The organism is Pseudomonas libanensis, from assembly GCF_001439685.1.
GTDB classification, from domain to species: Bacteria; Pseudomonadota; Gammaproteobacteria; order Pseudomonadales; family Pseudomonadaceae; genus Aquipseudomonas; species Aquipseudomonas libanensis.
Genome location: NZ_JYLH01000023.1, coordinates 13,262 through 39,831, shown reverse-complemented (window position 1 = coordinate 39,831; position 26,570 = coordinate 13,262). Strand labels below are relative to the sequence as shown.

Here is a 26,570-nt window from a genome sequence, read left to right as displayed (position 1 = left end):
CGGGTTATCAGCCCCGACGACGCAGTGCGTCGATCCGCTCTTCCAGCGGCGGGTGGCTCATGAACAGGCGAGCCATGCCCTGCTTGATGCCACCGTTGATGCCAAAGGCGGTCAGGCTGTCCGGCATGTGCACCGGTAGCCCCTGTTCGGAGCGCAAGTGTTGCAGCGCTGCGATCATCGCCCCGGTGCCGGCCAGGCGGGCACCGGCTTCGTCTGCGCGGAACTCGCGTTTGCGCGAGAACCACATGGTGATTGCGCTGGCCAGGAAGCCCAGTACCAGTTCAGCGAAGATAGTCGCCACGAAGTAGGCGATGCCACGGCCTTCTTCGTTCTTGAAAATTACCTTGTCGACAAAGTTGCCGATGATGCGCGCGAAGAACATCACGAAGGTGTTCACCACGCCTTGAACCAGCGCCAGTGTCACCATGTCGCCGTTGGCCACGTGGCCGATCTCGTGGGCCAGTACGGCTTTCACCTCGTCATACGAGAAGCGTTCGAGCATGCCCTGGCTGACGGCAACGAGCGCGTCGTTCTTGTTCCAGCCAGTGGCAAAGGCATTGGCTTCATAGGCCGGGAAGATCCCGACCTCGGGCATCTTGATACCCGCTTCGCGGGACAGTTGCTCGACGGTCTGCAGCAACCATTGCTCATGCCGGGTGCGTGGCTGGGTGATGACCTGGGTGCTGGTACTCATTTTCGCCATCCATTTGGAGATGAACAGCGAAAACAGTGAGCCGGCGAAACCAAAGACCGCACAGAAGACCAGCAGCTGATTGAGGTTCAGGTCAACCCCATTGGCCGCCATGAACCCGTTGAAGCCGAAAAGGCTCAGGGTGATGCTGGCAATCAGCACGACCGCCAGGTTAGTGGCCAAGAACAGCAGGATGCGCATCATGGTTGTAGGGTTCTCCTCATGCTTAATATGTCGCGTACTGCGGGGTATATAAGGTGCGGCATGGGGTGATTCAACCGAGCGACTATTTCAAACTGTGTCCTACAGCTTGAATGTAGAGGCTTGAAGGGATTTTCCGACCTGTATTGTCAGCCATGGCCGACACTGGTTTGCCTTACCGCCCCGTGATTATAGGGGGTACGCCTTGGGCGGGGGGCAAGTGAAATACCACAACACGTAAGCGACAAAGAAGTGTTGCAGATAATCGCTGTACGACCCGAAGCGGGCCGCACAGCGTCAATTCCCTTACTGGCGATAGGACTTAAGGAAGTTGCCGATGCGACCAATCGCCATCTCCAGGTCATCCACCCGAGGCAACGTCACCACGCGGAAGTGATCCGGCCACGGCCAGTTGAACGCGGTGCCCTGGACCACCAGCAGCTTTTCCGACAGCAGCAGGTCGAGCACGAACTTTTCGTCGTTGAGGATTGGGCACACTTTCGGGTCGATCCGTGGAAACGCATACAACGCGCCCATGGGCTTCACGCAGCTGACGCCCGGGATTGCGTTGAGCAGCTCCCAGGTGCGATTGCGCTGCTCCAGCAGGCGCCCCTGGGGCAGGATCAGGTCGTTGATGCTCTGGTAGCCACCGAGGGCGGTCTGGATCGCGTGCTGGCTCGGTACGTTGGCGCACAGGCGCATGTTGGCCAGCATGTCGATGCCTTCGATATAGCTCTGGGCGTTGTGCTTGGGGCCGGATATGGCGATCCAGCCGGAGCGGAAACCCGCCACGCGGTAGGACTTGGACAGGCCATTGAAGGTCAGGCACAACAGGTCCGGGGCCAGGGACGCGGTGCATATATGCACCGCGTCATCGTAGAGGATCTTGTCGTAGATCTCATCGGAGAACACCACCAGGTTGTGCTGGCGTGCGAGTTCGAGCATGCCCAGCAGCACTTCCCTGGAGTACACCGCGCCGGTTGGGTTGTTCGGGTTGATGATCACCAGGGCCTTGGTGTTCGGGGTGATCTTGGCCTTGATGTCGGCCAGGTCCGGAAACCAGTCGGCACCCTCGTCACACAGATAGTGCACCGGGTGGCCGCCAGCCAGGGTCACGGCGGCGGTCCACAGTGGGTAATCCGGTGCCGGCACCAGGACTTCGTCGCCATTGTTGAGCAGCGCCTGCATCGACATCACGATCAGCTCGGACACGCCATTGCCCAGGTAGATGTCCTCGATACCGACACCTTCAACCTGCTTTTGCTGGTAGTACTGCATCACTGCCTTGCGCGCACTGAACAAGCCCTTGGAATCACTGTAGCCCTGGGCGGTCGGCAGGTTGCGAATCACATCCTGGAGGATTTCGTCCGGCGCTTCGAAACCAAACGGCGCCGGGTTGCCAATGTTCAGCTTGAGGATGCGATGACCTTCCTCTTCCAGGCGCTTGGCGTGCTTGAGCACCGGGCCGCGAATGTCGTAGCAGACGTTGGCGAGCTTGTTCGATTTGCTGACCTGCATGGCGATGTGATCCTGAAAATGAACGATCCAGCCGGCGCAGGCACTACCCTGGGGTGAATTCTGCGCGGTTCGCACCCATAAATACGTTTGAATGCCGGAGGCGCGGGTGCCAGACTGGCGTTTTGAAGAGGCGCAATCATACGTGCCGCCTGATCCATGGAAAAGACACAGATCAGGGTTTTTCAGTTGCCGAGGTGTACCAATGGAAAAGTTGCAGAAAACCGTTGATGAATGGAAAGCCATGCTTGATCCCGAACAGTACAACGTGTGCCGCCTCAAGGGCACCGAACGACCGTTCAGCGGCAAGTACAACGCCACCAAGACCGATGGCGTTTATCACTGCATCTGCTGCAACGAGCCGCTGTTCGATTCCAGGGCCAAGTTTGACTCCGGCTGCGGCTGGCCCAGCTTCTACGAGCCGATTGCCGACAGCGCGATGATCGAGATTCGCGACGTCAGCCACGGCATGATCCGTACCGAGGTCACCTGCGCCAAGTGCGACGCGCACCTGGGGCATGTGTTCCCGGACGGCCCGCCGCCGACCGGGCTGCGCTATTGCATCAACTCGGTGTGCCTGGACCTGGTGCCGCGCCAGGCTTGAAGCTGTAAACAGGCCTACACGGATCGCTCCTAAAACTTCTTCCCCTGACTTGAGGCTCTGCCATGAGCGAATCCCTGCTGAGCATCCCTTGCACCACCATCAAGGGCGAGCAAAAGACCTTGGCCGACTTCGCCGGCAAGGCCATTCTGGTGGTCAACACCGCCAGCAAGTGCGGTTTCACGCCACAGTACAAGGGCCTGGAGCAACTCTGGCAGCGCTATAAGGATCAGGGCTTGGTGGTGCTCGGCTTTCCTTGCAATCAGTTTGGCAAGCAGGAACCGGGCAACGAAGACGCAATATCCGAGTTCTGTGAGCTGAACTTCGGCGTCAGTTTTCCGCTGTTCAAGAAGATCGATGTCAATGGCAGCGATGCCCACCCTCTGTTCGTGCAGTTGAAAAAACAGGCCCCGGGGCTGCTGGGTTCCAAGAACATCAAGTGGAACTTCACCAAGTTCCTTATCGGCCGTGATGGCAAGCTGGTCAAGCGTTTTGCGCCGACGACCAAGCCCCAGGACTTGAGCCAGGCGATCGAAGCCCTGCTCAAGTGAGATGCAGTGCGGGGCAGATTAGAGACTTGTGATCGTCGGTACCCATAGTTCCAGCAGGGCATGGAGTTCTTCGCGGCGAAACGGCTTGGCCAAGTAGTCGTTCATGCCCGCCGCCCGGCAGCGCTCGCGCTCTTCGGACAGGGCGTTGGCGGTCAAGGCGACGATGGGCAGGTCTGGCCAGCGCCCGCTGCGGCGAATCTGCCGGCTGGCCTCGTAGCCATCCATCACCGGCATGTTGCAGTCCATCAGCACCATGTCGAAGCGCTGGTCCTCAAGCATCGTCAGGGCTTCGCCCCCATGGGCGGCCACGATGACCTCACATCCCAGCTTGCTGAGCATACCCTTGGCCACCAGTTGATTGACCGGGTTGTCCTCCACCAACAGGATACGTGCCCGGTGAGCGAGCGGTGCGGACTCCATCTGGATCGGGTCGAGGATCAGTTCTACGTCGCTGCGCAGGTTGCGTTGCAGGATCTGGTAAAGCGCGTTGCGGCTCAATGGGCGTGCTTGTTGCTGCAGCGGTGCCAGGGCCGCTACCTCTTCGCCAGGCATGAAGTTGCCGTAGGCAGTGACCAGCAAAATCGGGGCGCGGATCCCTGGGCGCAAGCGAAACAGGCACTCCGGACAATCAGTGATCAACAGGTCGGGGGCCAGTGCGCTCAAGTCATCGTCCTGGGAATAACAGCGTGGCGTCAGCCCCCAGGAAGGCAGCAGGGTGGTGAGCAACTCCGTCAAGCCGCCGCCGGCGTGGGTGATGGCAATCACGTCACCTGTGAGTGGGGTGTAGCGGGTAGCAGGCAAATGCGTGGGCAGCGGCAGATCGGCGCAGAACTGGCTGCCAAAGCCCACCTCCGAGCTGATGCTCAAACGTCCTTGCATGGCTTCGCACAGGTTACGGGTCAGCGCCAGCCCCAACCCTGTACCGCCAAACTGGCGGGTGATGCCGGCACCGGCCTGGGTGAATGGCTGGAAGATCTTCGCCTGGGCATCCTGGGCGATGCCGATGCCGGTGTCACACACTTCTATGTTGACCCGGCCCTGCGCGGCGCGCAGGCGTACATCGACGCGTCCGAAGCGGGTGAACTTCAGGGCATTGGACAGCAGGTTACTGACGATTTGCCGCACACGAGTCGGGTCGCCGATGACCTGGGCGGGAAACTGTGGATCGATCAGGCAAGTCAGTTCCACGCTCGGCGCCGCGTTTTGCGACAGCAGGTTGGCGGTGTCTTCCACCAGCGAGCCCAGGTCGAACGGGATATGTTCCAGTTCCAGCTGGCCGGCGTCGAATTTGGACAGGTCGAGGATATCGTTGAGTAATTCGACCAGTACTTTGCCTGAATCATGGGCGATGGACAGTTGCTGGCGTTGTTCGGCGTTCAGCGGGCTGTCCAGTGACAACGCAATCATCCCCAGCAGTCCATTGAGCGGTGTGCGGATTTCATGGCTCATATTGGCCAGGAAGGCCGCCCTTGCCTGGGCCATGGCCAGTGCAGTTGTCTTCGCCGCTTCCAGTTCATCGTTGGATCGGCTCAAGCGTTGGTTGCTGGCCTTGAGTTCAAGGGTGCGCGCAGAAACAATATTTTCCAGCTGGCTCAGGTATTCCGTCAGGCGGTCCTCGGCGTGGCGCCGTTGCTGGATTTCGGTCTCCATGTTTTCGAATTGCAGGTTGGCGACATTGACCAGCACACCGATCTCGTCATGCTCGTGCCCCGGTGGGCAATCCAGGCGCGCCTGTTTGCGTGTACTCAGCTCTCGGATGATGCGCACCAGCGGCTGGGTCAGCATCACGTAGAACAAGCCCAGCAGAATCCCGGTCAGGAGCAGGCTGCGGACAAATCCGTTAAGCAGGGTAATCTCGGCACGGTGCAGGAAACGGCTGCCGAAGGCGTAGGTGTCGACGTCAAGGCGCAGCACGCCAAGTGATTCGTCCGGCATATGGCCGAGGTACAGTCGGTCCTCGAATTGACGGTTGGCGCTGAACAAAAAATCACTGATGGGCCGGTAGTTGCTTTCCTTGCGCGGACGATCGACGTCGGCCAGGACCACGCCATTATTGTCGATCAACTGCGCCCGGGTGATGGCAGGCGAGTGCAGCAGACCCAGGGCCAGTTCCTGGGCGAGTTCGGCATCGATGTTATAGGCGATGCGGGAGGCGGGGTTATGACTGATTTCGATCAGTGAGCGTATTTCACGGTTGATGGATGCGTCTTCACTGGCATAATCAATGCCGATTTGGATCAGGCTGAGCAAGGTTCCCAAGACGAAACCGACCAGCACAGTCAATCTGGCTTGTTTATAAGACAAGCGGTGGGCGAACTTGATATCCATCGAGTGTTGAACCACTTCACGTTTCCCTTCGCCCGGCAAGCATAGCTGAACATCCACAAGCTCTGGCTCGCCCGGCATGAATCGTTGTTTTGATGCAGCCTCATGCGGTGTGTCGCAGGGTTGCTAATACGCCATCTTTTACAAGAACTTGCCAGAGGAATAGTCATGGATTCTCGATTGAATGCCTTCCTTGAGCGGGCCGATGCGGTACTCGCACGCCTGGAACCCTTGTTGCCCGCCCTGCGCGAGGCCATCGACTGGGACCAGTGCCTGGCCGCCCGTTGGCAGCGCGAAGGGCGCAGTGGCTTTCTGTTGCCGCTGCAAGTGAGCCTGGACATGCGCCTGTCGGACCTGATCGGCGTCGATAAGCAACGTGAACAACTGGCGCGTAATACCCAGCAGTTTCTCGATGGATTGCCTGCCAATCATGCGCTGCTGTGGGGGTCGCGCGGCACCGGAAAATCCTCCATGGTACGCGCCTTGCTCGCCCAGCATGCCAAGGCGGGCTTGCGTTTGATCGAAATCGAGCGCGACCACCTGGCCGACCTGCCACGGGTGGTCGAGCAACTGGTCAAACTACCACAGCGCTTCATTCTGTTTTGCGATGACCTGTCGTTCGAAGCCGGTGAAGGCGACTATCGTGTGCTCAAGAGCGTGTTGGACGGTTCCCTCGAGCAGGCGCCGGAAAACGTGCTGCTGTACGCTACGTCCAACCGTCGCCACCTGGTGCCGGAAAACCAGAGCGACAATGACAATTGGAAACGCGTGGATGGCGAGCTGCACCCGAGTGAGGCGGTAGAAGACAAAATTGCCTTGTCGGACCGTTTTGGTTTGTGGCTATCGTTCTACCCCTTCACCCAGGAGCACTTCCTGGATGTGGTGGAACATTGGATTGGCGAGTTGGCCGCCAAGGCTGGCTTGCAGTGGCAGCGCGACGAACAACTCGATGTGCTGGCGGTGCGCTGGGCTACCGGCCGCGGCAACCGCAATGGCCGCTGTGCCTATCAGTTCGCCCGTTACTGGGTGGGTCTTAAATTGCTGGAACGTCAACCATGATCGATTTACAACAGGCCGGTACCGGCCTTGATGGTTATGCCATGCTGTGCGCGCAACTTGAGTCGTTGCTCGCCGATGAGCGCGACTTTATTGCCAACAGTGCGCAGTTTTCCGCGTTTCTGTTCAATCAGTTGGATGACTTGAATTGGGCAGGCTTCTACCTCAATCGCAATGACGAACTGGTGCTTGGACCATTCCAGGGGCAGATCGCCTGTGTGCGCATTCCCTTCGGCCGCGGTGTGTGTGGCGCGGCGGCGGCGTCACGGCAAACCCAACGAGTCGAGGATGTGCATGCTTTCCCGGGGCATATCGCCTGTGACAGCGCTTCCAACAGCGAATTGGTGGTGCCGTTGGTCAAGGATGGTCAACTGGTCGGCGTCCTCGACCTCGACAGCCCGTCGCTGGGCCGTTTTACACCTCAGGACCAGGTGGGGATTGAACAGCTTGCAGCCATCTTCCTGCGGTTGACCGATTGCTGAGACAAGCGGGCTGATGTCGTCTGCTGTAGGAGCGAGAGTTTGCTCGCTCCTACAGCGTTCAGGCGCTTACAGACTGTCCAGGTCATCCAGTTGAATTTGCAGGACCCTCTCCAGTTCCAGCATGAGTTTTTCCAGGGCCTTGATACCGGTTTCGATCGCGGCCCAATGCTCATTGCGCGAGCAGGCTTGTTCCAGTGCTTCGCATTGCCCGGCCAGCGAAGTGGCTTGAACGATACGAGCAGCTCCCTTGATTTTGTGGGCCTGCTCAATGATGTCCGCGAGCGAGGCTTTACCGCTCAGCAGGTCCATGAGTGCCTGGCGGTCTTGACGGCTACTGCTCAACAGCTCTTCCAGCAAGCGTCGACTCAATTGCGGGTCGCCGCCGGTCAGGGCCTCCAGGCACCCCAGGTCCAGTCGTGTGCTTGCCGGTTGAGGGGCGATCTGCGCCAACTGCCGCTCCAGCACGGTCAGGCTGATGGGTTTGAACAGGCAGTCATCCATGCCGGCCTGCACGCACCGTAGCCTTTCCTCCGGCTGGGCATTGGCAGTAAAGCCCAGCACCACACAGGCAGGTAATTGTTCCCGTTGCTCGTATTCGCGGATTGAACGGCTCAGCTCGTAGCCATTCATGATGGGCATGTTGCAGTCGGCGATCACCAGGTCGAAACGTTCCTGGCGCCAGGCCTGGAACCCGGCTGCGCCGTGCTCGGCGGCGGTGAATTGATGGCCCAGGTAGCCCAGTTGCTGGCACATCAGCAGGCGGTTCGCCGGATGGTCGTCGACCACCAGCACGTTCAGCACGGGTGTGCGGGCCGGCGTTTCAGACGTGTGCTCTCCCAGCGCCTGGACCGGGCTCAGGCGCGGCATCCTGAGGTTGACGTGCACCTGGGTGCCTACCAGGGGCACGCTACTGAGGCTTAATTGACCGCCCATCATTTCGCACAGGCTGCGGCAGATGACCAATCCCAACCCCGCACCGCTCCTGGCCAGGTGCCCAGAGTTGTCGGCTTGGGCAAAGGGTTCGAACAGGCGCAACTGGTCTTCCCTGTTGATGCCGATGCCGGTGTCTTCCACGACGAGTTTCAACTCGATCTGCTCCGGCGCCTGGGTAGGCTGTATCTCTACTTTGATTTTCACCTGCCCGTGTTCGGTGAACTTGATCGCGTTGCTGACGAGGTTCGAGAGCACTTGCTTGAAGCGCAGGGGGTCTATCAGCACCTCGATGTCATTGAGGTCGGGCTTGAACTCCAGCAACAGGCTCAGGGTTTTCTGACGTGCAAGGCCGTCGAAGACGCGCACGACCGACTCGATCACCTCCCGCAGGTTGACGCGTTCCGGGGCCAGGCTGAGACGGCCGGACTCAATACGCGCGATATCGAGGATATCGCCGATCAATTCCAGCAGGTCCTTGGCCGAGTTGTAGGCCACTTCAATCGCCGGGCGATCAAGATGCCCTTGGTCGGCACGCTTGAGTGTCAGTTCGAGCATGCCGATCACCGCATTCATCGGCGTGCGGATCTCGTGGCTCATGGTGGCAAGGAACGTACTTTTGGCGCGATTGGCCTCGTCGGCGCGTTCCTTGGCGGCGCGTAGCTCATCGAATAACTGGCGACGGTCACTGATATCGATCCAGCCGCCGATGATGCCCTGGACCTCGCCGGTGGAGTCCCGGTAGGGCAGGATCCAGTGGTAGATGGTCAGTTTCTTCTGATGGATATGCAGGCTGCGGTCCAGGATCAGCGGGTTCCCCTCGGCCACCACGCGCTGATAGTCCGCATGGTATTGCGCCGCCTCCGACTCCAGGGCCATGCTCATCTGGGTCACGCTTTTGCCGATCACGTCTTCGCGCTTGACATCGAACACCTGCAGGTAGCTGTCGTTGCAGGTCTGCAGCAGGCCATTGCGGTCGCGTACGTAGATCGGGTGTGGCGTCTCATTGACCAGTGCGCGCATGAATTCGAACTGATCATTGAGGGCGCGCTCGGCCATTTTGCGGTGCTTGATCTGGCGGCGCATGTAGGCGTTCCAGGTCAAGGAAATCAATAGCAGAAGCCCGGTGCCGATGATGATCCGCGCGATCAGTTGGTGGTAATTGCGCCAGTAGCTGTCGGACGCGGCGGTGTAGCCACGCCAGCGGCTGTTGATCACGCCCATTTCATCCGGGGCGATGCTGAGCAGCGCCTTGTCGAGGATTGAACTCAATTCCGTGGCTTGGCGCGATGTGGCCAGGGTGAATGTGGCGGGGGTCGTGCCGATGCTGGCGCTGATTTGCAGCCTGTCCTGGAAAACCTGGGAAGACAGGAAGTAGTTGGCGATGACCAGAGTGTTCACAGCACCGTCCACTTGCCCCTGGGCGAGCAATTCCGACGCACGGAACGTATCGCTGGTTTCCACCAGGTGGATCTGCGGGAAGTCTGTGCTCAAGCTCGCGGCCAAGGGATTGCCTTGGGTTATCGCCAGGCGCTTGCCGGCCATTTGCTCCATATTCGAGGGCGCCCCGGGCTCTTTGCGCGTCAGCAATACGTAGGAGTTTTCCAGGTAAGGGCGGCTGAAATTGAGCTGCGAGTCTCTTTCGTTACTCGGGACGATAGCGCCGATCATATCGACTTTCTGGCTGGTGACTTGCTCGATCATCGCATTGACGTCACGTCCGCGCTCGATCGAGAAACGCAGGCCGGTTCGCAGGCGTATCAGCTCCAGGAGGTCGGCGGTAATCCCGCGAAAATTGCCGTCTGCGTCAAAGAAGGTGAGTGGCGCGAAGGTTTCGTTCACGATCACCTTCACCACAGGATGCTCTTTGAGCCAGCGCTCTTCACGCTGGGTCAGTTGCAGTTTCTTATCGGTCAGCAGGATATCGCTGCCGGCGCTCCAGCGTTTGGCGATGCTATCCCGTTCGTTGACGGGCACGGCTGCCAGGACTGAGTCGACAATGCTCAGGAGGATCCGATTGTCTTGGCGCGTAGCAAAGCTGAAACCATACGCTTCATGCTTGCCGAAGTTGGCCATGCGGATATTTTTGAGATAGCCCTTGTTGATCATGTAATGGGTGGAAATGGTGTCGCCGAGAAACACATCCGCCTGGTCGAACGCCACCGCATTCAAGGCATTCTGATAAGACGGATAGGCGCGGATGATCGCATTGGGGTACAGCTTCTCTACTTCGTTGAGGGGCAGGTAGTGGTAGACAAGGCTCAAGCGTAGCCCTTCCAGGCCTTCGTTCAGACTGCGGGTTTCTCCCTCACGGGTGACCAGTACAGGCTGGTCCACGGCGTAGGGTTCAGACAGGATGAGATTGGGGGTCGCGGCCTCAAAGCCGTTGGAGGAGCCCAACAAATCTATTTCCCCGGCCTCCAGGGCTCGAATGGCATCCTTGCGGGACGGATACCGCATGACCTTGATGGGCAAGGAGAGCGCCTTGGCCAGCAATCCAGCGTAATCAGCGGTGAGGCCTTCATAATCATGACCGCTGGACGTGAGGTCGAAGGGCGGGTAGTCAGGTGCGGAGGTACCCAGCACCAGTTCACGTTTGTTCTGCAGCCACTGGCGCTGAGCCTTGTCAAAATGAGTGTCTAGTTGAATGGCTCCGGCACGACTCAGGAGGGTGAAGTGTTCCGGGCTGGTTTGGTGCTCCGCAAGCACAGTGGTGCTGAAGCACAAACCGGCACTCAATATAATCAGATAGTCCTTTATACGCCTGGGCATCCGCTTTCTCACACTAGCGCGTTTCGTTTTGCCATCTCGATGAGTTCTACCAAGGATTTGGCCTTGAGTTTCTGCATTAGCCTCTTTTTATAAGTGCTGACAGTTTTATTGCTCAGAAACATACCCTTGGCTATTTCCTTGTTGGTACGGCCTTGTGCAAACAGTTGCAGCACCATCAGTTCGCGGTCGTTGACTGTTTTGAACAGTTCCAGCTCCTGGGCGTCCACGCCTTCGGCGCCGGGACTATTCAGCGCCTGGCTGGGGAAGTAGTTATAGCCCGACAGCACTGCACGAATGGCGCTGAGCAACTCGCTCAGGTCCCCCTCCTTGCACACATACCCCTCGGCGCCCGAACGCATGCATCGCGTCGCAAAGAGCGTAGGGCACTGGGCCGTCAGCACCAGCGTCTTCATCGATGTGTTCATCGCGTTGAAGCGGCAGAGGACTTCAAGGCCATCAAGCTTGGGAATGCTGATGTCGAGAATCACCAGGTCCGGAAGGCATTCACGCACCATCTGTATGGCATCGCACCCGTTATCTGTTTCACCAACGACTTTGTAGCCCTCGTGTTCCAGCAACATTCGAATGGCGAGTCGTATAACCGGGTGGTCATCGATAATAAAGACAGAGTTCATAATCACATTCCATGCAGGTGCAAATAAAGCGGGCACATTAGCTCAGAAGGTGAGGGTGCAGCATGAAGCCTTAGGGCGGTAGAAGCAAAACAGGAAAGTTCCTACACTAGAAAAGGCAGGCACCTACAAGTTGCTAGGTGTGATGGAGGTGTATGTAAGTATTTTGGACATGACTGCGTCATGTAATGGCGCCTTGGTATTTGCGACGAGCCTCACGTCGGTTTTCTCTAGCGGAAATGTTTAATTTCCTACATTCGTTAAGTGAAAGTCGAGGCAATCAACTGTTCAAGTTGATCTTTGTTCAATGGTTTTGATAAGTAGCCAAGGAGCGGGAGATTTCGTTGCAAGGCTTGCTTCTTCAGATTAATCAGTTCCGCCGGGGGTAACCCGCTCAACAGAATCGCACTGGTTATAAAGCGCTGGCGGCTGGCGATTTCTACCAGTTCAAGCCCGGGCAAGTCAGGCAGGCACTGGTCACATAGCATCAGATCGAAAGGGTGTTCGGACTGGCTCATCAAACGTATGGCCTGTTCGGCATTTTCCACGGGCGTCAGTTGCTCGAAACCGAAGCTTCTGAGCAGGCATTGGGTGGCCAGGAGCTGAAAGGGGTGATCCTCCACCAAAAGAATACGAAGAGGGTATCTGGGCATAGAGAACACACAGTGAGTCAAGCGTCGATGGGGGGAGGAATTGCTCGGCTGGTCCGTTAAGAGCGTGCGTGATTATTCTTCGGGTGTATGTACGAATTCGATCAGGCCACTCTGTTCCCGTCGTAGGGCGATTCTCTTCAGGGAACAGGATGCGTGGTCGAATTGTTACTGAGGGCTGGAACGCCCGGTCATTTCCCGCGCCATTTCTGTGGCGTAGCTGTCGGTCATGCCGGCGATGAAATCGATCATCCGCAGGAACGAGGCATGTAATGGCCAGGCCGGGTCCGGCGCGCTATTGCCCAGTAAGTCGAGAATGCGCCTGTTCTTGAACGATGGGGTACGCCCGCCATGTTGTTCCAGGGCCGCACCGCAGAATGCGTTCAGCAGGATTTCCAGGGTAGTGTAGGCGCCGATTTCATGCAGCGTCTTGCGTTTATCCTGGAAGATTTTCTTGCGCGCCATGTCCTTGGCATCCAGTACGCAGCGTTTTGCCGGGCCGTGCATGTGCTCGACCAGGTCGCCAGGCAGTGTGCCAGCGAGCAGGGCGTCCTGCTGTTCGACAAACGCCCTTGCTGCCGCGTTGGTCAGGTGTTCGATGGCCTTGCCACGCAGGATCGCCAGTTTGCGGCGCCGCGAGTCAAGCGGGCCCAACTGCCGATAGGTTTGTGGCAGGTCATCGCCGACCAGGTCCAGCAATAGCGACTCGACCTCGGCGTACTGCAGCAGCTCCATTTCCAGGCCGTCTTCCAGGTCGATCAGCGCGTAGCAGATGTCGTCGGCGGCCTCCATCAGGTAAACGAGGGGGTGACGGGCCCAGCGTTGCTCCTCCAGTTGGGGCAGGCCGAGCTTGTGGGCGATCTGTTCAAGAATCGGCAGCTCGCTCTGGTAACAGCCGAACTTGTGTTTCTTGTAGCCCAGTGAGTCGGCGTGGCGGGCAGTCCAGGGGTATTTGAGATACGTCCCCAAGGTGGCATAGGTCAGCCGCGTGCCGCCGTCGAACTGATGGTATTCAAGCTGGGTCAGCACCCGAAAGCCCTGGGCATTGCCTTCGAAGTTGAGGAAGTCATTGCGTTCGGCGCTGGTCATGTCATCCAGCCAGCCGCGCCCGGCGGCCTGTTGGAACCAGTGGCGAATGGCGTCTTCGCCGGAGTGTCCGAACGGCGGGTTGCCGATGTCATGGGCCAGGCAGGCCGATTGCACCACCATGCCCAGGTCGCTCGGGTCGCACCAGTCGGGCAGGGCGCTGCGCAGGGTTTCGCCCACGCGCATGCCGAGGGAGCGCCCGACGCAACTGACTTCCAGCGAGTGAGTCAGGCGTGTGTGGATATGGTCGTTGCTCGACACCGGGTGCACCTGTGTCTTGCGCCCCAGGCGCCGGAATGCACCGGAGAAGATAATGCGATCGTGGTCTTTGTGAAAGGGGCTGCGTCCCAGTTCTTCCGGGCTGTGCAGGGGTTTTCCAAGGCGTTCGCGGGTCAGCAGGGTGGGCCAATCCAAGGCGGGTACTCTCCGTACGGTGAATGACAGGTCCAGCTTCCCGGTTCGGCCTCGGTGGGGCAAGCGAATCCAACGGTCGCCAGTGTCGATATCAATTAACAGGCAGCGCAAAATACCGCAATGACCAGAACATATCGGGTCATTACGGTTTTTGACTCACGCCAGGTCAGCTTTTGCGCGAAGCGCCTTGCATGGCCAGTTTGATCAGCGGGATCAATCCGGCACCTAGCCGTATCAGGCGCGTCACGCTGCTGATACTGCCACCTTTGGCGCCCTTGCCGGTAAAGAAGCCCATCAGCGTCACCGCCGCTACGCCCCACAGTGGTGCGTGCTTGATGCCCAGGCTGTCCTGCCAGTTGTGGCGCATATTGCGCATTTTTTGCAGGGGCGCCATCAGTTGCTGGGACTCATGGCGGATTTCCTGGCGGTGCATTTCCATGCGCAGGCGGATCAGCGCCTTGCGCATTTCCCGGCGGGAGGTGTTTTGCGGGATCTCAGTCGTGCTCATGGCAGCAGGCGCTCCCGGTCATTGGCCAGCTCTTCAAGCGTGGCGTGGAACGGCGTGGACTCATCGAACACCGCCGCTTTCAAGCGCACCCCGCAGAATGCGGCGGCCAGGCTGTAGAACACGCAAAGACAAATGATCCCGGTCAGTCGGTAGCCGGTGTCCCATACCAGGATCATCACCAGCGTCGACAACCCCACCAGCAAGAGCAGGGCAAACACCAACGCCAGCCCGGCAAACAGCAACAGGCTGACGGTGCGGGCCTTTTGCTCCTGCAGTTCGATGCCGAACAACTCCACATGGCTGTGCAGCAAGCCCAGCACAGCAGCGCCCAGGCGTCGGGAGGTGGAACTGGTTCCTGAAGAATGTGCGCTCGTTGACGAGCTGGATTCGCCGATAGACATGATATTTAGCGCCTTGTAGCCAGCAGACCGATCAAAAAGCCCACGCCGGCAGCGATACCGACGGACTGCCATGGGTTGGCTTGTACGTAGTCTTCGGTGGCAGTGATCGCCGCCTGACCGCGCTCACGCAGCGAATCTTCGGTCAACTGCAGGGTCTCGCGGGCCTTGAGCAGGCTCTCATGGATCTTGGTGCGCAGCTCATCGGCCTGGTCACCGGCCAGCACAGCAGTGTCGTCCAGCAACCTTTCGGTATCACTGACCAGGGTTTGAAAATCCGCCATCAGTATCTCTTGAGCAGTCTTTGCTGTTTTACCGGCCATAGTTGTCTCCGTGTGTGGCTGATCTGTACGTGTGGTTTCGAGTCGCGGGGTTCGCCGAAGGTTCAGTGCAATTGTGTGGTACAGCTTTTGCTTTGCCTTGGTGCGCAGGCCCTGGGGCTTGCGCTGAATCCGGGCGGTCGTGGCGCAAGCCTTGAAAAACCTTACCCTAAATCACTCAAACCCGCGGAAAAACCCTGTCGGCAACGGCCTGTGTGTTGATCGCTGCGCTAAAGCGGTTCACGCCCTCTTAACAAGGGCGGGGTCGTCGGTGCCAATTTAGTGCGCAAAACCCTGGCTTGAACCGCTTTGGTGCTTTTTGCCTTGATGCAGGCCTGCCAACCTCCATGGAAAATTTGCAAAGTGCGGTGGACACTCTTGTCCATAGCTCCAACACCCTGTTCATCCTGATTGGTGCGGTCATGGTCCTGGCCATGCACGCCGGTTTTGCCTTCCTGGAAGTCGGCACGGTGCGCCAGAAGAACCAAGTCAACGCCTTGTCGAAAATTCTCAGCGACTTCGCGATCTCCACTCTGGCCTATTTCTTTATAGGCTATTGGATCTCCTATGGCGTGAACTTCATGCAACCAGCAGCCGTGATCAGTGCCGATCAGGGCTACGGCCTGGTGAAGTTTTTCTTCCTGCTGACCTTCGCTGCGGCCATCCCGGCCATCATTTCCGGCGGCATTGCCGAGCGAGCAAAGTTTGCTCCGCAGCTGTGCGCCACCGCGCTGATCGTGGCGTTTATCTACCCCTTTTTCGAAGGCATGGTGTGGAACGGCAACTTCGGCCTGCAAGCTTGGCTGCTCGTAACCTTTGGTGCCGGCTTCCACGACTTTGCCGGTTCCGTGGTGGTACACGCCATGGGCGGTTGGCTGGCGCTGGCAGCCGTGTTGCTGCTGGGCCCTCGCAACGGGCGTTATCGCGAAGGACGTCTGGTGGCGTTTGCGCCGTCGAGCATTCCCTTCCTGGCGCTGGGGTCGTGGATCCTGATCGTGGGTTGGTTTGGCTTTAACGTGATGAGTGCGCAAACCCTGGATGGGGTCAGTGGCCTGGTGGCGGTCAATTCGTTGATGGCCATGGTCGGCGGCACGGTTGCCGCGCTGGTGATTGGGCGTAACGACCCGGGCTTCCTGCACAACGGCCCATTGGCCGGGCTGGTGGCGATCTGCGCCGGTTCCGACCTGATGCACCCGGTGGGCGCGCTGGTCACGGGGGCCATTGCCGGAGGGCTGTTTGTGTGGTGTTTTATCGCCGCCCAGGATCGTTGGAAGATCGATGACGTGCTGGGTGTATGGCCCTTGCATGGCTTGTGTGGGGTGTGGGGCGGTATCGCCTGCGGCATCTTCGGGCAGACCGCCCTGGGTGGGCTGGGCGGCGTGAGCCTGATCAGCCAGTTGATCGGCACCGGCCTTGGCGTGGTGGTGGCCTTTGGCGGCGGCTTGCTGGTGTACGGCGCGATCAAGCGCATGCACGGCCTGCGCCTGAGCCAGGAAGAAGAGTATTACGGTGCCGACCTGTCGATCCACAAGATTGGCGCGGTCAGTCAGGATTGATCGGCGCCTCTTCATCAGCGCGGGGCTGCGGATCGAATCCGTGCAACAGGCGATAGTGGTTATGCCGCACTTCATCGACCCGCGCCTGTACCTGTTGGTCCGGCAGGCCCAGCAGGATCAGCGCGTGGGAGGCGAGCATCAGGCTTGACTCCAGCAGCTCAGGCACCACCTCACTGGCACCGGCGGCCTTGAGCTCAGCCAACTGGCTGTCATCGCGAGTGCGCACCAGGATCGGCACCTCAGGGTTGATCCGCCGCGCTTCCTTGAGCACCAGCAGGGCGACATCGCTGTTGTCCACGGCGATCACCACCAACCGCGCCCGCTCCAGGCCGACGGCACTGAGCAAGGCGCCACGGCGGCAGTCGCCATAATGCACGCTGCTGTCCTCGGTGGCGGCTTCGTGTACGCGTTCGGGGTCGTCATCCAGGGCGATAAACGCCTGGTGTTCGCGGCGCAAAAAACGCCCGATGGATTGGCCCACCCGCCCATAACCACAAATCACCACGTGCCCATGCAGTTGCGCATTGAGCGCGGTGATCTGCTCCAGTTGCACCTGCTGGTTGGGCTTGCGGTGCAGGCGCAGGGCAATGGCCGGCGCTGCGCGCAACAGCAACGGCGTCAACAGCATCGAACAGAACGTGGCGGCCAGTAGCAGGCCGTTGAATTGATCCGGAATCAGCCGGCTCTGTTGCATCTGCGCCATCAACGCAAAACAGAACTCGCCACCCTGGGCCAGGGCCAGGCCGCTGCGCCAGGCGGTTTCGGTGTCGCTGCCACGCAGCTTGACCAGTGTGGCGACTACGCAACCTTTGACCAGCATCAGCGTGAGGGTCAGGCCAAGGATCAACAGGCTATGGCCGATGAACAACTGCAAGTCGATCAACATGCCGATGCTGACAAAAAACAGCCCCAGCAGAATGTCTCGGAACGGTCGGATATCCGCTTCGATCTGGTGACGATAATGACTTTCACCCAGCAACATGCCGGCCAGGAACGCCCCAAGGGCAGGGGACAGGCCGAGCAGATGGGTGAGCCAGGCCGTGAGCAGCACAATCACCAGCGCCAGCAATACAAACAACTCCGCCGAATGGGACGCCGCGACTTCACGAAACAACCGCGGCAGCAACCAGCGGCTGGCGAATAACAGGCCCGCGAACAACACCACAGTCTTGCCCAGGGTCAGCGGCAGCGCCCAGTACCAGGCTTGGTCACTGCTGCCGGCAAACACTGGCACCAGCGTCAGCAGCAGTACCGCCACCACGTCCTGGAACAGCAGCACGCCAATCGCATTCTGGCCATGGCTGCTGAAGATCTCACCGAGGCTGGTCAATTCCTTGCTGACGATGGCCGTGGACGACAACGCCAACCCTGCACCCAGCAACAGCGCAATGCCCGGCGCCAGGCCAAAGCCCATCAATAGGCCACCCAGCAGCGCCCCGCAGCCCAGTACCTGTAAACTGCCCAGGCCAAACACCACGCGGCGCAGGGCAAACATTTTCGACAGGGAAAACTCCAGGCCCAGGGAAAACAGCAGGAACACCACGCCCATCTCGGCCAGGTCCGGCAGGTCCTCGTTATCGTTCACCCAGTCCAAAGCAGTCGGACCCACCGCCAGGCCCACGCACAGGTAGCCCAGCACCGGCGGCAGTTGCAGCCGGCGAAACAGCGCAATCACCACCAAAGATGAGGCCAGGATGATCAGCAGGTTGGCAAACACGGGCATCTCCGTTGCAGGTGGACGGGCAAAAAAGCCGCGAGAATCGCTGAATCAGTTATAGGCCATCGTGATCTGCGTCAGGTGTTTTATGGGAACGCGCTGTGGATGACTTAGAATGGTGGTCCGTTTGTTGACCGAGTGCTTTCGTCATGCTTCCTGAATGCCAGCTGTTCGGCACCCTGGGTTGCCATCTTTGTGAGATTGCCGAAGCCGAGATCATGCCGCTCGTCGAACGCGGACTGCTGGTGGAGTTGGTGGATATCGCCGATCCAGTAGACTTGACCGAAGCCTACGGCCTAAGGATCCCGGTACTGCGGCGGGTCGACACCGGGGCGGAACTGGACTGGCCATTCGACAGTGATCAGGTCGTCGCCTTCCTGCGCTGAAATTTATGCGATGGCGGGTTTCCCAATATTACGTTACTGTATATTCGTACAGCGATTGAATAGAGGGAACGCCCGTGGTGAATGTTGAACAACTGAAAAGCAGCGTCAATCGCATGTCTGCCGATGTCGTGCGTGACGCGGTAAAGGAGCTGCGCCTCGATGGCTTGGTCACGGAAGGCAAGACGCCGTTTAACAAAGTGCATTTCAACACCTGTTTTGCGGAAATCGAGGCCCTGTTCCAGCGGGCCGGTTATCACAAGCAGCTGGATGTGGTGGGTTACCAGGGCTTGCTTTACGCGCTGTATGATCCGGGCCGTTGGGAAGCAGTAGACGTATTGCGCTGGCTCAAGGAGTTCACCGAGGCCGCGAGCGCGTCGCCGGTCCTGCGGGCGCAATTGGCCAAGGCCTGAGATAGGCCCTAGGCAATCTTGCACCATGCGCGATAATGCCCGCCTGTTTCCAGGCTCTGAGCATCTGCATGTCCACTTCAGGTTTCTCCCCCTCCCAGCACCAAGCCAGTACCTTGTACCTGCCCCCAGGCCCCTGGGGGACGGTGCTCGATTGCCTGTGCGAGCACTTCCCGGCCATCGGCCGCGAACAGTGGCTGGACCGGATTGCCCGGGGCAGGGTACTGGATATCAATGGCAGCCCGATCAGGCTGGACCTGGCCTACAAGGAAGGCCTGTGCATCTATTACTTTCGCGAAGTGCCCAACGAGAAAGTGATCCCGGTACAGGAAAGCATCCTGTACGCCGATGAACACCTGGTGGTGGCGGACAAGCCGCATTTCCTGCCGGTTACGCCTGCTGGCGAGTACGTTGAGCAGACGCTGCTGCGTCGCCTGATCCGGCGCCTGGACAACCCCGCGCTGGTGCCCCTGCACCGTATCGACCGGCATACGGCGGGGCTGGTGCTGTTCTCTGCCAACCCGCAAAGCCGCTCGGCTTATCAGCAACTGTTTCCCACGCGGCGCATCGATAAATTCTACGAAGCTATAGCGCCGGCCCTGCCGGACCTGAGCTTTCCCCTGGTGCACAAAAGCCGCCTGGTGGATGGCGAGCCGTTCTTTCGAATGCAGGAAGGGCAGGGCGCCAGTAACACCGAAACAGCTGTGCAAGTGCGAGAGAAAAACGGCGACTTATGGCGCTACGGCCTGTTCCCGGTGACCGGCAAGAAGCACCAGTTGCGCGTGCACATGACCGCGCTCGGTGCGAGTATCTGCAATGACCCGTTCTACCCCGAGGTGATCAAGGATGCCGAGGATGACTATGCCAACCCCCTCAAGCTGCTGGCCCAGGGCGTGCGTTTTATCGACCCGGTGAGCGGTGAAGAACGCAGTTTCCGCAGCCGGATCATCCTCGACTGGTAAACCCCAGGAACAACAAGGCCCGCGCGAGGCGGGCCTTGTGTGCAAGCGTTGTGACTTACAGGTCTTTAACGGTGCGAACCTGATCTTTGTTGATGCGGGTGCGCTTGCCGTCAAGCTGTTGGAATTCGTAGAAGCCCGAATCTTCGTCAAATTTCGGGGTGTCGACGGCCTGGATTTCGCGACCGTCATTCAGGGTGATCACTGTTGGCGAAGCGCAACCGGCGAGGGTGGCGAGGCCCAGTGCAAGCATGAGAGCGGCGATGGTCCGTTGAGTCATGAGTTTGTCTCCGAGAGAATACTTTTAAATTGCTGACCTTGTGACGTATGGGACGTCGGCAAAGTTCCTTGTGCAAGGCTCATTCTGACACGCCAGCCCGTGGGTGCAACAGCTCGGGCGTATTAAGGTTGGCCAGGCGCGGGTCATCGGCCGGGCATTGCAGGGCCACGCCACCCAGTTCCAGCAAGATCTTGCGCGGGCTGCGCTCACCCGCTTGCCAGGCCTGTTCCACTTGGTTTTTCAGGCTGGTCGGGATGATGCACAGCAAGGGTTCCCAGAACTCGCCCTGGCGCACCATCACCGGCAGCTGCCGGTTGCGTTGGGCGGTCTCACGCAAGTCGGCGAGTAGTCGCTCATCGATCTGCGGTACATCGCACGGCAGGATCAGCAGATGCTCATGGCGTGCCGCGAGCAGTCCGGCACGGATACCGGCAAGCGGTCCGGGAAAGTCCAGGTTGTCATCGCTCACCAATTGATCGGCATAAGGCGCATAGCGTTCATGGTTGCGATTGCACGAGATGATCAGGTCATCGGTGAGCGGCCGGGCCAGCCGTTGCAGGTGGGCAATCAAGGGTTCGCCCCGCCATTGCAGCAGCCCTTTGTCCTGGCCGCCCATGCGTTGGCCGCGACCACCGGCCAACAGCAGGATCGAACAGGGCAGGGGTGAAGATTCAAGAGACATGGTGGTTCCGCAGCGGCACGTAAATGGGGGCCTGTGATATAACATCGGGCTGTTCCTTCGACAACCGGACCGTGCCATGAAAGCCAAGGCCGATGCGCCCTTCGTACCCCTGAATATTGCTGTATTGACCGTCAGCGACACCCGCACCCTGGACACCGACACCTCCGGCCAGGTGTTCGTCGACCGCCTGACTGCTGCTGGCCACCACCTGGCCGAGCGCGTACTGCTCAAGGACGACCTCTACAAGATCCGCGCCCAGGTTGCCCACTGGATCGCCGAAGACGTTGTGCAAGTGGTGCTGATTACCGGCGGTACCGGCTTCACAGGCCGCGACAGCACCCCCGAAGCCGTGAGCTGCCTGCTCGACAAACAGGTCGACGGCTTTGGCGAGCTGTTCCGCCAGATATCCGTGGCCGATATCGGCACTTCCACCGTGCAATCGCGCGCGCTGGCCGGCCTGGCCAATGGCACCCTGGTGTGCTGCCTGCCGGGTTCCACCAACGCCGTGCGCACCGGTTGGGACGGCATCCTCGCCGAGCAACTGGATAGCCGTCACCGCCCGTGCAACTTCGTCCCGCATCTGAAACAGGCTGAACCCTGTGAATCCCGTGGGTAAGCCGGGCAAGGTCGGCGCACTGATGCCGGTGGAAGACGCCGTGCAGCGTCTGCTGGCCATGGCCGAAGCCGCATCGATTCGCGAGCAGCAAGCGCTGCCCCTGGCTGAGTGCGACGGCCGGGTCTTGGCCCAGGACCTGATCTCAACACTTGACCTGCCGCCCTGGCCCAACAGTGCCATGGACGGCTACGCCGTGCGCCTGGCGGATTGGACCGGCGAACCGCTGGTGGTGAGCCAACGCATTTTCGCCGGCAATGCGCCCGAGCCGTTGGCGCCCGGCACCTGCGCCCGCATCTTTACCGGCGCGCCGGTACCCCAGGGCGCGGACTGCGTGCAAATGCAGGAAAACGCCGTGGTGCATGCCGACCAGCGCGTCAGTTTTACCGAGCCGCTGCAAGTGGGCGACAACATTCGCCCCCAGGGCCAGGAAACCACGGTCGGTGAATGCGTGCTCACCGCCGGTACCCGATTGGGCCCCATCGAGCTGGGCCTGGCCGCGTCCCTTGGACGTGATCGTCTCGACGTGGTGCGCCGCGTGCGCGTGGCCGTATTGTCGACAGGCGATGAGCTGATCGAGCCGGGGTTGCCGCTGGGCCCGGGGCAGATCTACAACAGCAACCGCCGCGTCCTGTGCAGTTGGCTGACACGCATGGGCTGTGAAGTGATCGATGCGGGGATCCTGCCGGATGATTTGGAACAGACCCGCACGCGCCTGGCGGGCCTGGGCGGCGTCGACCTGATCCTGTCCACCGGCGGTGTGTCGGTAGGCGAAGCGGACTTCCTCGGTATTGCCCTGCGTGAAGATGGCGAGCTGGCACTGTGGAAGCTGGCGATCAAGCCAGGCAAGCCGCTGACCTTCGGGCATTTCCGTGGCGTGCCGGTAATCGGCCTGCCCGGCAATCCGGCCTCGACCCTGGTGACCTTTGCGCTGTTGGCGCGCCCCTATTTGCTACGCCTGCAAGGTGTGGCGCAGGTAGAACCGCTGCGTTTCGAAGTGCCGGCAGGGTTCGCCTGGCCCAAGCCGGGTAACCGTCGTGAATACCTGCGTGGGCGTATCGAGCAGGGCAAGGCGGTCATCTACCACAACCAGAGTTCCGGCGTGCTGCGCAGCGCGGCGTGGGCGCAGGGGTTTGTGGAGGTGATGGAAGGGACCACATTAGCCGTTGGCGACCGGGTCAATTTCATACCCCTGAGCGAAGTCTTGAACTGAACACAGACCTAAAATGTAGCTGGCTCCAATGTGGGAGGGGGCTTGCCCCCGATCGCGGTGTATCAGTTAAAACTAATGTGACTGACTCACTGCTATCGGGGGCAAGCGCCCTCCCACATTTGGTCTGCGGACACCCAAAGGATCTTAGTAATCGTCCCCACGCTCAGTGACATCCCGCTCCACCGGCCCCGCATCCGGGTCGTAACCAGCCGGGAACTTGCCCTTCAATGTCCACGCAAACGCAATGATTTCGGCAATCGTGCGATAGAGCTCTTCTGGAATGCTGTCCCCCAGTTCCATGCGCGCCAGCAGCTTCACCAGCTCGGCGTTTTCATAGATGGGTACTTCGTTTTCCCGGGCCAGCTTGAGGATGGCTTCGGCCAGGGCGTCATCGCCCTTGGCGGACAGGGTGGGCGCCTGTTGGCCGTCGTACTTGAGGGCAATGGCCTGGCGGGGCGGGGCGGCGTTCTTCATGCGGTTTCATCCACCCAGCGTTGTTCCAGTCCGGTTTTGGGCCCGCGTGGCGGGGTGCCCAGGTGGCAATCCAGGTCGCCGACGTCAAGCCCCGAGGACACCAGGCGTTCGCGCAGGCTGCCCAAGTGGCTTTCGATCAGGCTGGCCGTGAATGGGCGGCTGGCCCACAACTGGCTGGACAGTTTGCCCTGGGTCAATTGCGCCTGGACTTGCAGCGGCCCCAGCGGCTCCATGTCGAAGGCCAGCTCGACGCGCCAGAGCATCTGTTTCGGGTCCTTCTTGTCCTTGCGCTCGGGTTGGTCCTTGTCCGGCGCCGGTTCCTCGCGCTGAAACTTGACCTGCAACGGCACGATGTCTTGCAAGGTACGCATGGGAATTTCCAGCTGCCAGGTGGTTTGCAGGCGGCCGTCGGCGGTGGTGCCGGTCTGTTCCAGGCTCGACAGCTGATGGCTCTGCAAGCGGGAGATCGCGCCGGCGGCCAGGCGCAGCAGATTCTCCAGGTCGCCTTCACCTTCGAGTTTGGCCATGAGCCGCTCGGGCAGCGGAAAACTGGCAGGTATCTGCCGGGCACCGACCTGGCCGAGGGTGTTCATCGGGCTGCGGACAAAATTTGGCAGCACCTGGGCCAGGGTGTTGGCGGCGAGGATGGCATTCAAGTTGGTGCTGGCGGGCAGGGTGGGCAGCAGGTCCGCGACCAGGCGCAACAGCGCGCCTTTCATATCCAGCGGGGGGATTTGCGGGTTTTGCCCGGCGAGCAGCTTGGCTTCCAAGAAAGCACCGCTGTTCTGGATCACCTGCGCCAGTACCTTGGGGTTGCTGACTTGCGCCAGGTCGGGCAACGCCGCCAATAAACGCTCGGCAGCGGCCCGCAGGTCGGCGGAGGTGCTGTCGCCTCGGGGCAGGTTTTGCAAGGCGCTGAACACGGCATCCAGCGAGCCTTGGCGACTCTGCTGGGTGGCAAGCTGTTGCGCCACGGCCAGTTGGTCCTTCAAGCCGCTCAATGGCACGAAGCTCAGGGTTTGCGCGTTCTGCACCACGGCGCTGAGCAAGCTGCCAACCCGCAGGGGTTGAGGGCTTTCCAGCGTCAGGGTGACACCGGCCAAGGCATTATTGAGCACGCTCACCAGCGAGCGATAGATCGCCGGCTGGGCCGTGCCCTGAGGCAGCATCTGCGTGGTCAGCACTTTGGCTTGCAGCAACGTGCCCACCGGCATTTGCGAGGTATCGAGGCGGGTCAGGGCGGCGACGTTGGCGCTCATGGCTTGCTGCAAGGTGATGGCCAGGTTGCCCGCAGGCGTCTGGCTCACCGCGACATTGCTGCCCAATGGCAGGGGCTGGGCGCTGCTGGCCTGGACCAGAGTCTGGCGGCCGCCTTCAAGGGTCAACTTGAGCAACAACTGAAAGGCTTCGCTGCCTTGCTTCAGCGCGATGACCTCGGCGTTCACGGTTTTCCCTGGGCCGATCAAGCCGGACTGTGGCTCCAGCAGCTTGAGCAGCTCGCCGGCCGCCGGCAGGGGGGCAGGCTTGGGTGCTGGGGCTGGAGGCAGTGGAGGTAGGTTGATCTCGCCGGTCATCGTGCACGTCGTCTCTGGGGAAATTGCCCTCTTTAGAGTAGGGCATCGCATGTATAATGCCGCCCGTCTGCAATAGAGAGCGGTAAAACCTCACAACTATTTGATCCAGCTCTCTAAAATCGGTCGCCAAAGCCGTTATTGTGCATTTCTCTATAACGGCCGCTGCACCGCCGACTTGAACCGTAAAGGCCCGCGATCTCTTGACCAGCCCTCTTCTTGAAGCCGTAGCGCTTGCCTGTGAACGCGACCTGCGCCTGTTGTTCGAGCAACTCGAGCTGCGGCTGGCGGGGGGCGACATGGTGCAAATCAGCGGGCCTAATGGCAGCGGCAAGACCAGCCTGCTGCGCCTGCTGGCCGGTTTGATGCAGCCCACGGCAGGTGATATCCGACTCAACGGCAAGCCCTTGCACGAACAACGTACCGAACTGGCGCGCAACCTGATCTGGATCGGCCACGCCGCCGGTATCAAGGACGTGCTCACCGCTGAAGAAAACCTCAGTTGGCTCAGCGCCCTGCATCACCCCGCTTCCCGCGATGCCATCTGGCAGGCCCTGGCCTCAGTGGGCCTCAAGGGTTTCGAAGACGTGCCCTGCCACACTCTCTCCGCCGGCCAGCAGCGCCGCGTGGCCCTGGCGCGTTTGTACCTGCCCGGTCCGCCGCTGTGGATCCTCGACGAACCTTTCACCGCCCTCGACAAACAGGGCGTGGCCCAACTCGAAGAGCACCTGGCCCAGCACTGCGAGAAAGGCGGCCTGGTGGTACTGACCACCCACCACACCCTGACGCGCCTGCCCGCGGGTTTTCGCGAGCTGGACCTCGGACGGTGGTCGGCATGAGTGTGTTTGCCCTGTTGGTCGCGCGTGAAGCGCGGCTGTTGTGCCGTCGCCCGGCCGAGCTGGCCAACCCGCTGGTGTTCTTTGCGATTGTGATCGCGCTGTTCCCGCTGGCGGTCGGCCCGGAGACTAAACTGTTGCAAACCTTGTCCCCTGGCCTGGTGTGGGTAGCGGCGCTTTTATCGGTCCTGCTCTCGCTGGACGGGCTGTTTCGCAGTGATTTCGAAGATGGTTCCCTGGAGCAGTGGGTCCTTTCGTCGCACCCCCTGCCACTTCTGGTACTGGCCAAGGTACTGGCACACTGGGCTTTTTCCGGCCTGGCGCTGGTGCTGCTCTCACCCTTGCTGGCGATGATGCTAGGGTTGCCCAGCGAGTGCCTGCCGGTGTTGCTTCTATCCTTGTTGCTTGGCACGCCGGCCCTGAGCCTGTTGGGAGCCGTAGGGGCGGCGCTGACCGTTGGCTTGAAGCGCGGTGGTCTGTTGCTGGCCCTGCTGATTCTGCCTTTGTACATCCCGGTATTGATCCTCGGCAGCGGCGCTTTGCAGGCCGCGTTGATGGGCATGCCGGCGACCGGTTACCTCTTATGGCTCGGTAGCCTGACCGCCCTGGCGGTAACCCTGACACCTTTTGCTATAGCTGCCGGCCTGAAAATCAGCGTCGGCGAATAATGAGGTCTGACCCGGCGTTGATGACGTTGAGTCAGTAAAGACCCTGAGCTTCTCGCCACGACGAAAAGCACCCGTG

Annotated in this window: 27 protein-coding genes; 12 read left to right on the top strand and 15 right to left on the bottom strand. The window is 60.1% G+C overall.

What is annotated here, in order from left to right; all coding sequences use genetic code 11:
* Window positions 1-7 precede the first annotated feature (7 nt).
* Together htpX and TU73_RS26050 are read right to left on the bottom strand one after the other, a co-directional pair.
* Window positions 8-895 carry a protease HtpX gene (htpX, locus tag TU73_RS26055; RefSeq protein WP_043050458.1) on the bottom strand — a complete coding sequence of 296 codons (888 nt, stop codon included), beginning with the start codon at window positions 893-895 and terminating at the stop codon, window positions 8-10.
* Window positions 896-1,198: 303 nt separating this feature from the next.
* Window positions 1,199-2,410: a pyridoxal phosphate-dependent aminotransferase gene (locus TU73_RS26050; protein WP_044273990.1), complete on the bottom strand. Its 1,212-nt coding sequence runs from the start codon at window positions 2,408-2,410 to the stop codon at window positions 1,199-1,201.
* 202 nt (window positions 2,411-2,612) lie between these two features.
* Between TU73_RS26050 and msrB the strand changes: the two genes are divergently transcribed.
* Window positions 2,613-3,011, top strand: coding sequence for a peptide-methionine (R)-S-oxide reductase MsrB (gene msrB, locus TU73_RS26045; RefSeq protein ID WP_043050456.1), 399 nt, complete (start codon window positions 2,613-2,615; stop codon window positions 3,009-3,011).
* 62 nt (window positions 3,012-3,073) lie between these two features.
* Window positions 3,074-3,559 (top strand): glutathione peroxidase, encoded by a 486-nt coding sequence (locus TU73_RS26040; RefSeq protein ID WP_057014572.1) that lies wholly within the window; start codon window positions 3,074-3,076, stop codon window positions 3,557-3,559.
* An 18-nt stretch (window positions 3,560-3,577) separates the two neighbouring features.
* Here the strand turns inward: TU73_RS26040 and TU73_RS26035 are convergent, their stop codons facing one another.
* Window positions 3,578-5,887 (bottom strand): hybrid sensor histidine kinase/response regulator, encoded by a 2,310-nt coding sequence (locus TU73_RS26035; protein WP_057014603.1) that lies wholly within the window; start codon window positions 5,885-5,887, stop codon window positions 3,578-3,580.
* Between the two features lie 165 nt (window positions 5,888-6,052).
* Here TU73_RS26035 and TU73_RS26030 point away from each other — a divergent pair, with 165 nt between their 5' ends.
* Together TU73_RS26030 and TU73_RS26025 are read left to right on the top strand one after the other, a co-directional pair.
* Complete coding sequence (locus TU73_RS26030; protein WP_057014571.1) at window positions 6,053-6,943, top strand: ATP-binding protein; 891 nt, start codon at window positions 6,053-6,055, stop codon at window positions 6,941-6,943.
* Window positions 6,940-7,422, top strand: a complete 483-nt coding sequence (locus tag TU73_RS26025) for a GAF domain-containing protein (RefSeq protein WP_057014570.1) — start codon at window positions 6,940-6,942, stop codon at window positions 7,420-7,422. The genes TU73_RS26030 and TU73_RS26025 overlap by 4 nt, the downstream gene beginning before the upstream one ends.
* A 66-nt stretch (window positions 7,423-7,488) precedes the next feature.
* Here the strand turns inward: TU73_RS26025 and TU73_RS26020 are convergent, their stop codons facing one another.
* From TU73_RS26020 to TU73_RS25990, 7 genes are all read right to left on the bottom strand, one after another.
* Window positions 7,489-11,124, bottom strand: a complete 3,636-nt coding sequence (locus TU73_RS26020) for a transporter substrate-binding domain-containing protein (RefSeq protein WP_057014569.1) — start codon at window positions 11,122-11,124, stop codon at window positions 7,489-7,491.
* A gap of 8 nt (window positions 11,125-11,132) precedes the next feature.
* On the bottom strand, window positions 11,133-11,759 hold the full coding sequence (locus TU73_RS26015; protein WP_057014568.1) for a response regulator transcription factor: 627 nt from the start codon (window positions 11,757-11,759) through the stop codon (window positions 11,133-11,135).
* Window positions 11,760-12,016: 257 nt separating this feature from the next.
* Entirely contained in the window at window positions 12,017-12,409 is a 393-nt protein-coding gene (locus TU73_RS26010; protein ID WP_057014567.1) for a response regulator, read from the bottom strand.
* Between the two features lie 165 nt (window positions 12,410-12,574).
* Window positions 12,575-13,906, bottom strand: a complete 1,332-nt coding sequence (locus tag TU73_RS26005) for a deoxyguanosinetriphosphate triphosphohydrolase (protein WP_046071610.1) — start codon at window positions 13,904-13,906, stop codon at window positions 12,575-12,577.
* A 166-nt stretch (window positions 13,907-14,072) separates the two neighbouring features.
* Window positions 14,073-14,414 carry a hypothetical protein gene (locus TU73_RS26000; RefSeq protein WP_057014566.1) on the bottom strand — a complete coding sequence of 114 codons (342 nt, stop codon included), beginning with the start codon at window positions 14,412-14,414 and terminating at the stop codon, window positions 14,073-14,075.
* On the bottom strand, window positions 14,411-14,815 hold the full coding sequence (locus TU73_RS25995) for a phage holin family protein (protein WP_043050447.1): 405 nt from the start codon (window positions 14,813-14,815) through the stop codon (window positions 14,411-14,413). Before TU73_RS25995 ends, TU73_RS26000 begins: the two co-directional genes overlap by 4 nt.
* A 5-nt stretch (window positions 14,816-14,820) precedes the next feature.
* The gene (locus TU73_RS25990) at window positions 14,821-15,135 is read right to left on the bottom strand and encodes an ElaB/YgaM/YqjD family protein (RefSeq protein WP_005786475.1); all 315 of its coding nucleotides are present in this window, start codon (window positions 15,133-15,135) and stop codon (window positions 14,821-14,823) included.
* 344 nt (window positions 15,136-15,479) lie between these two features.
* Between TU73_RS25990 and TU73_RS25985 the strand changes: the two genes are divergently transcribed.
* Window positions 15,480-16,688 (top strand): ammonium transporter, encoded by a 1,209-nt coding sequence (locus TU73_RS25985; RefSeq protein ID WP_057014565.1) that lies wholly within the window; start codon window positions 15,480-15,482, stop codon window positions 16,686-16,688.
* On the opposite strand, the gene TU73_RS25980 is transcribed toward TU73_RS25985, so the two are convergent.
* Window positions 16,675-18,411, bottom strand: coding sequence for a cation:proton antiporter (locus tag TU73_RS25980; protein WP_057014564.1), 1,737 nt, complete (start codon window positions 18,409-18,411; stop codon window positions 16,675-16,677). The genes TU73_RS25985 and TU73_RS25980 overlap by 14 nt on opposite strands.
* A gap of 143 nt (window positions 18,412-18,554) precedes the next feature.
* Here TU73_RS25980 and TU73_RS25975 point away from each other — a divergent pair, with 143 nt between their 5' ends.
* The 3 genes from TU73_RS25975 (at window position 18,555) to TU73_RS25965 (ending at window position 20,160) form a co-directional block, all read left to right on the top strand.
* Entirely contained in the window at window positions 18,555-18,791 is a 237-nt protein-coding gene (locus TU73_RS25975; RefSeq protein WP_057014563.1) for a glutaredoxin family protein, read from the top strand.
* Window positions 18,792-18,865: 74 nt separating this feature from the next.
* Window positions 18,866-19,201, top strand: coding sequence for a hypothetical protein (locus TU73_RS25970; protein WP_057014562.1), 336 nt, complete (start codon window positions 18,866-18,868; stop codon window positions 19,199-19,201).
* Between the two features lie 68 nt (window positions 19,202-19,269).
* On the top strand, window positions 19,270-20,160 hold the full coding sequence (locus TU73_RS25965; RefSeq protein WP_057014602.1) for a pseudouridine synthase: 891 nt from the start codon (window positions 19,270-19,272) through the stop codon (window positions 20,158-20,160).
* Window positions 20,161-20,215: 55 nt separating this feature from the next.
* On the opposite strand, the gene TU73_RS25960 is transcribed toward TU73_RS25965, so the two are convergent.
* Complete coding sequence (locus TU73_RS25960) at window positions 20,216-20,437, bottom strand: YgdI/YgdR family lipoprotein (RefSeq protein WP_005786486.1); 222 nt, start codon at window positions 20,435-20,437, stop codon at window positions 20,216-20,218.
* 79 nt (window positions 20,438-20,516) lie between these two features.
* Entirely contained in the window at window positions 20,517-21,119 is a 603-nt protein-coding gene (mobA, locus tag TU73_RS25955; RefSeq protein WP_057014561.1) for a molybdenum cofactor guanylyltransferase MobA, read from the bottom strand.
* 76 nt (window positions 21,120-21,195) lie between these two features.
* On the opposite strand from mobA, the gene moaB reads away from it, so the two are divergent.
* Both moaB and TU73_RS25945 read left to right on the top strand, forming a co-directional pair.
* Entirely contained in the window at window positions 21,196-21,735 is a 540-nt protein-coding gene (moaB, locus tag TU73_RS25950) for a molybdenum cofactor biosynthesis protein B (protein ID WP_043050439.1), read from the top strand.
* Window positions 21,719-22,945 carry a molybdopterin molybdotransferase MoeA gene (locus TU73_RS25945; protein ID WP_057014560.1) on the top strand — a complete coding sequence of 409 codons (1,227 nt, stop codon included), beginning with the start codon at window positions 21,719-21,721 and terminating at the stop codon, window positions 22,943-22,945. Before moaB ends, TU73_RS25945 begins: the two co-directional genes overlap by 17 nt.
* 144 nt (window positions 22,946-23,089) lie before the next feature.
* On the opposite strand, the gene TU73_RS25940 is transcribed toward TU73_RS25945, so the two are convergent.
* Together TU73_RS25940 and fliK are read right to left on the bottom strand one after the other, a co-directional pair.
* Window positions 23,090-23,419 carry an EscU/YscU/HrcU family type III secretion system export apparatus switch protein gene (locus TU73_RS25940; protein WP_057014559.1) on the bottom strand — a complete coding sequence of 110 codons (330 nt, stop codon included), beginning with the start codon at window positions 23,417-23,419 and terminating at the stop codon, window positions 23,090-23,092.
* Window positions 23,416-24,993 (bottom strand): flagellar hook-length control protein FliK, encoded by a 1,578-nt coding sequence (gene fliK / locus TU73_RS25935; protein WP_057014558.1) that lies wholly within the window; start codon window positions 24,991-24,993, stop codon window positions 23,416-23,418. Before fliK ends, TU73_RS25940 begins: the two co-directional genes overlap by 4 nt.
* A 200-nt stretch (window positions 24,994-25,193) precedes the next feature.
* Between fliK and ccmA the strand changes: the two genes are divergently transcribed.
* Window positions 25,194-25,829: a cytochrome c biogenesis heme-transporting ATPase CcmA gene (gene ccmA / locus TU73_RS25930; RefSeq protein ID WP_057014557.1), complete on the top strand. Its 636-nt coding sequence runs from the start codon at window positions 25,194-25,196 to the stop codon at window positions 25,827-25,829.
* Window positions 25,826-26,494 (top strand): heme exporter protein CcmB, encoded by a 669-nt coding sequence (ccmB, locus tag TU73_RS25925; RefSeq protein WP_057014556.1) that lies wholly within the window; start codon window positions 25,826-25,828, stop codon window positions 26,492-26,494. Before ccmA ends, ccmB begins: the two co-directional genes overlap by 4 nt.
* Window positions 26,495-26,570 lie beyond the last annotated feature (76 nt).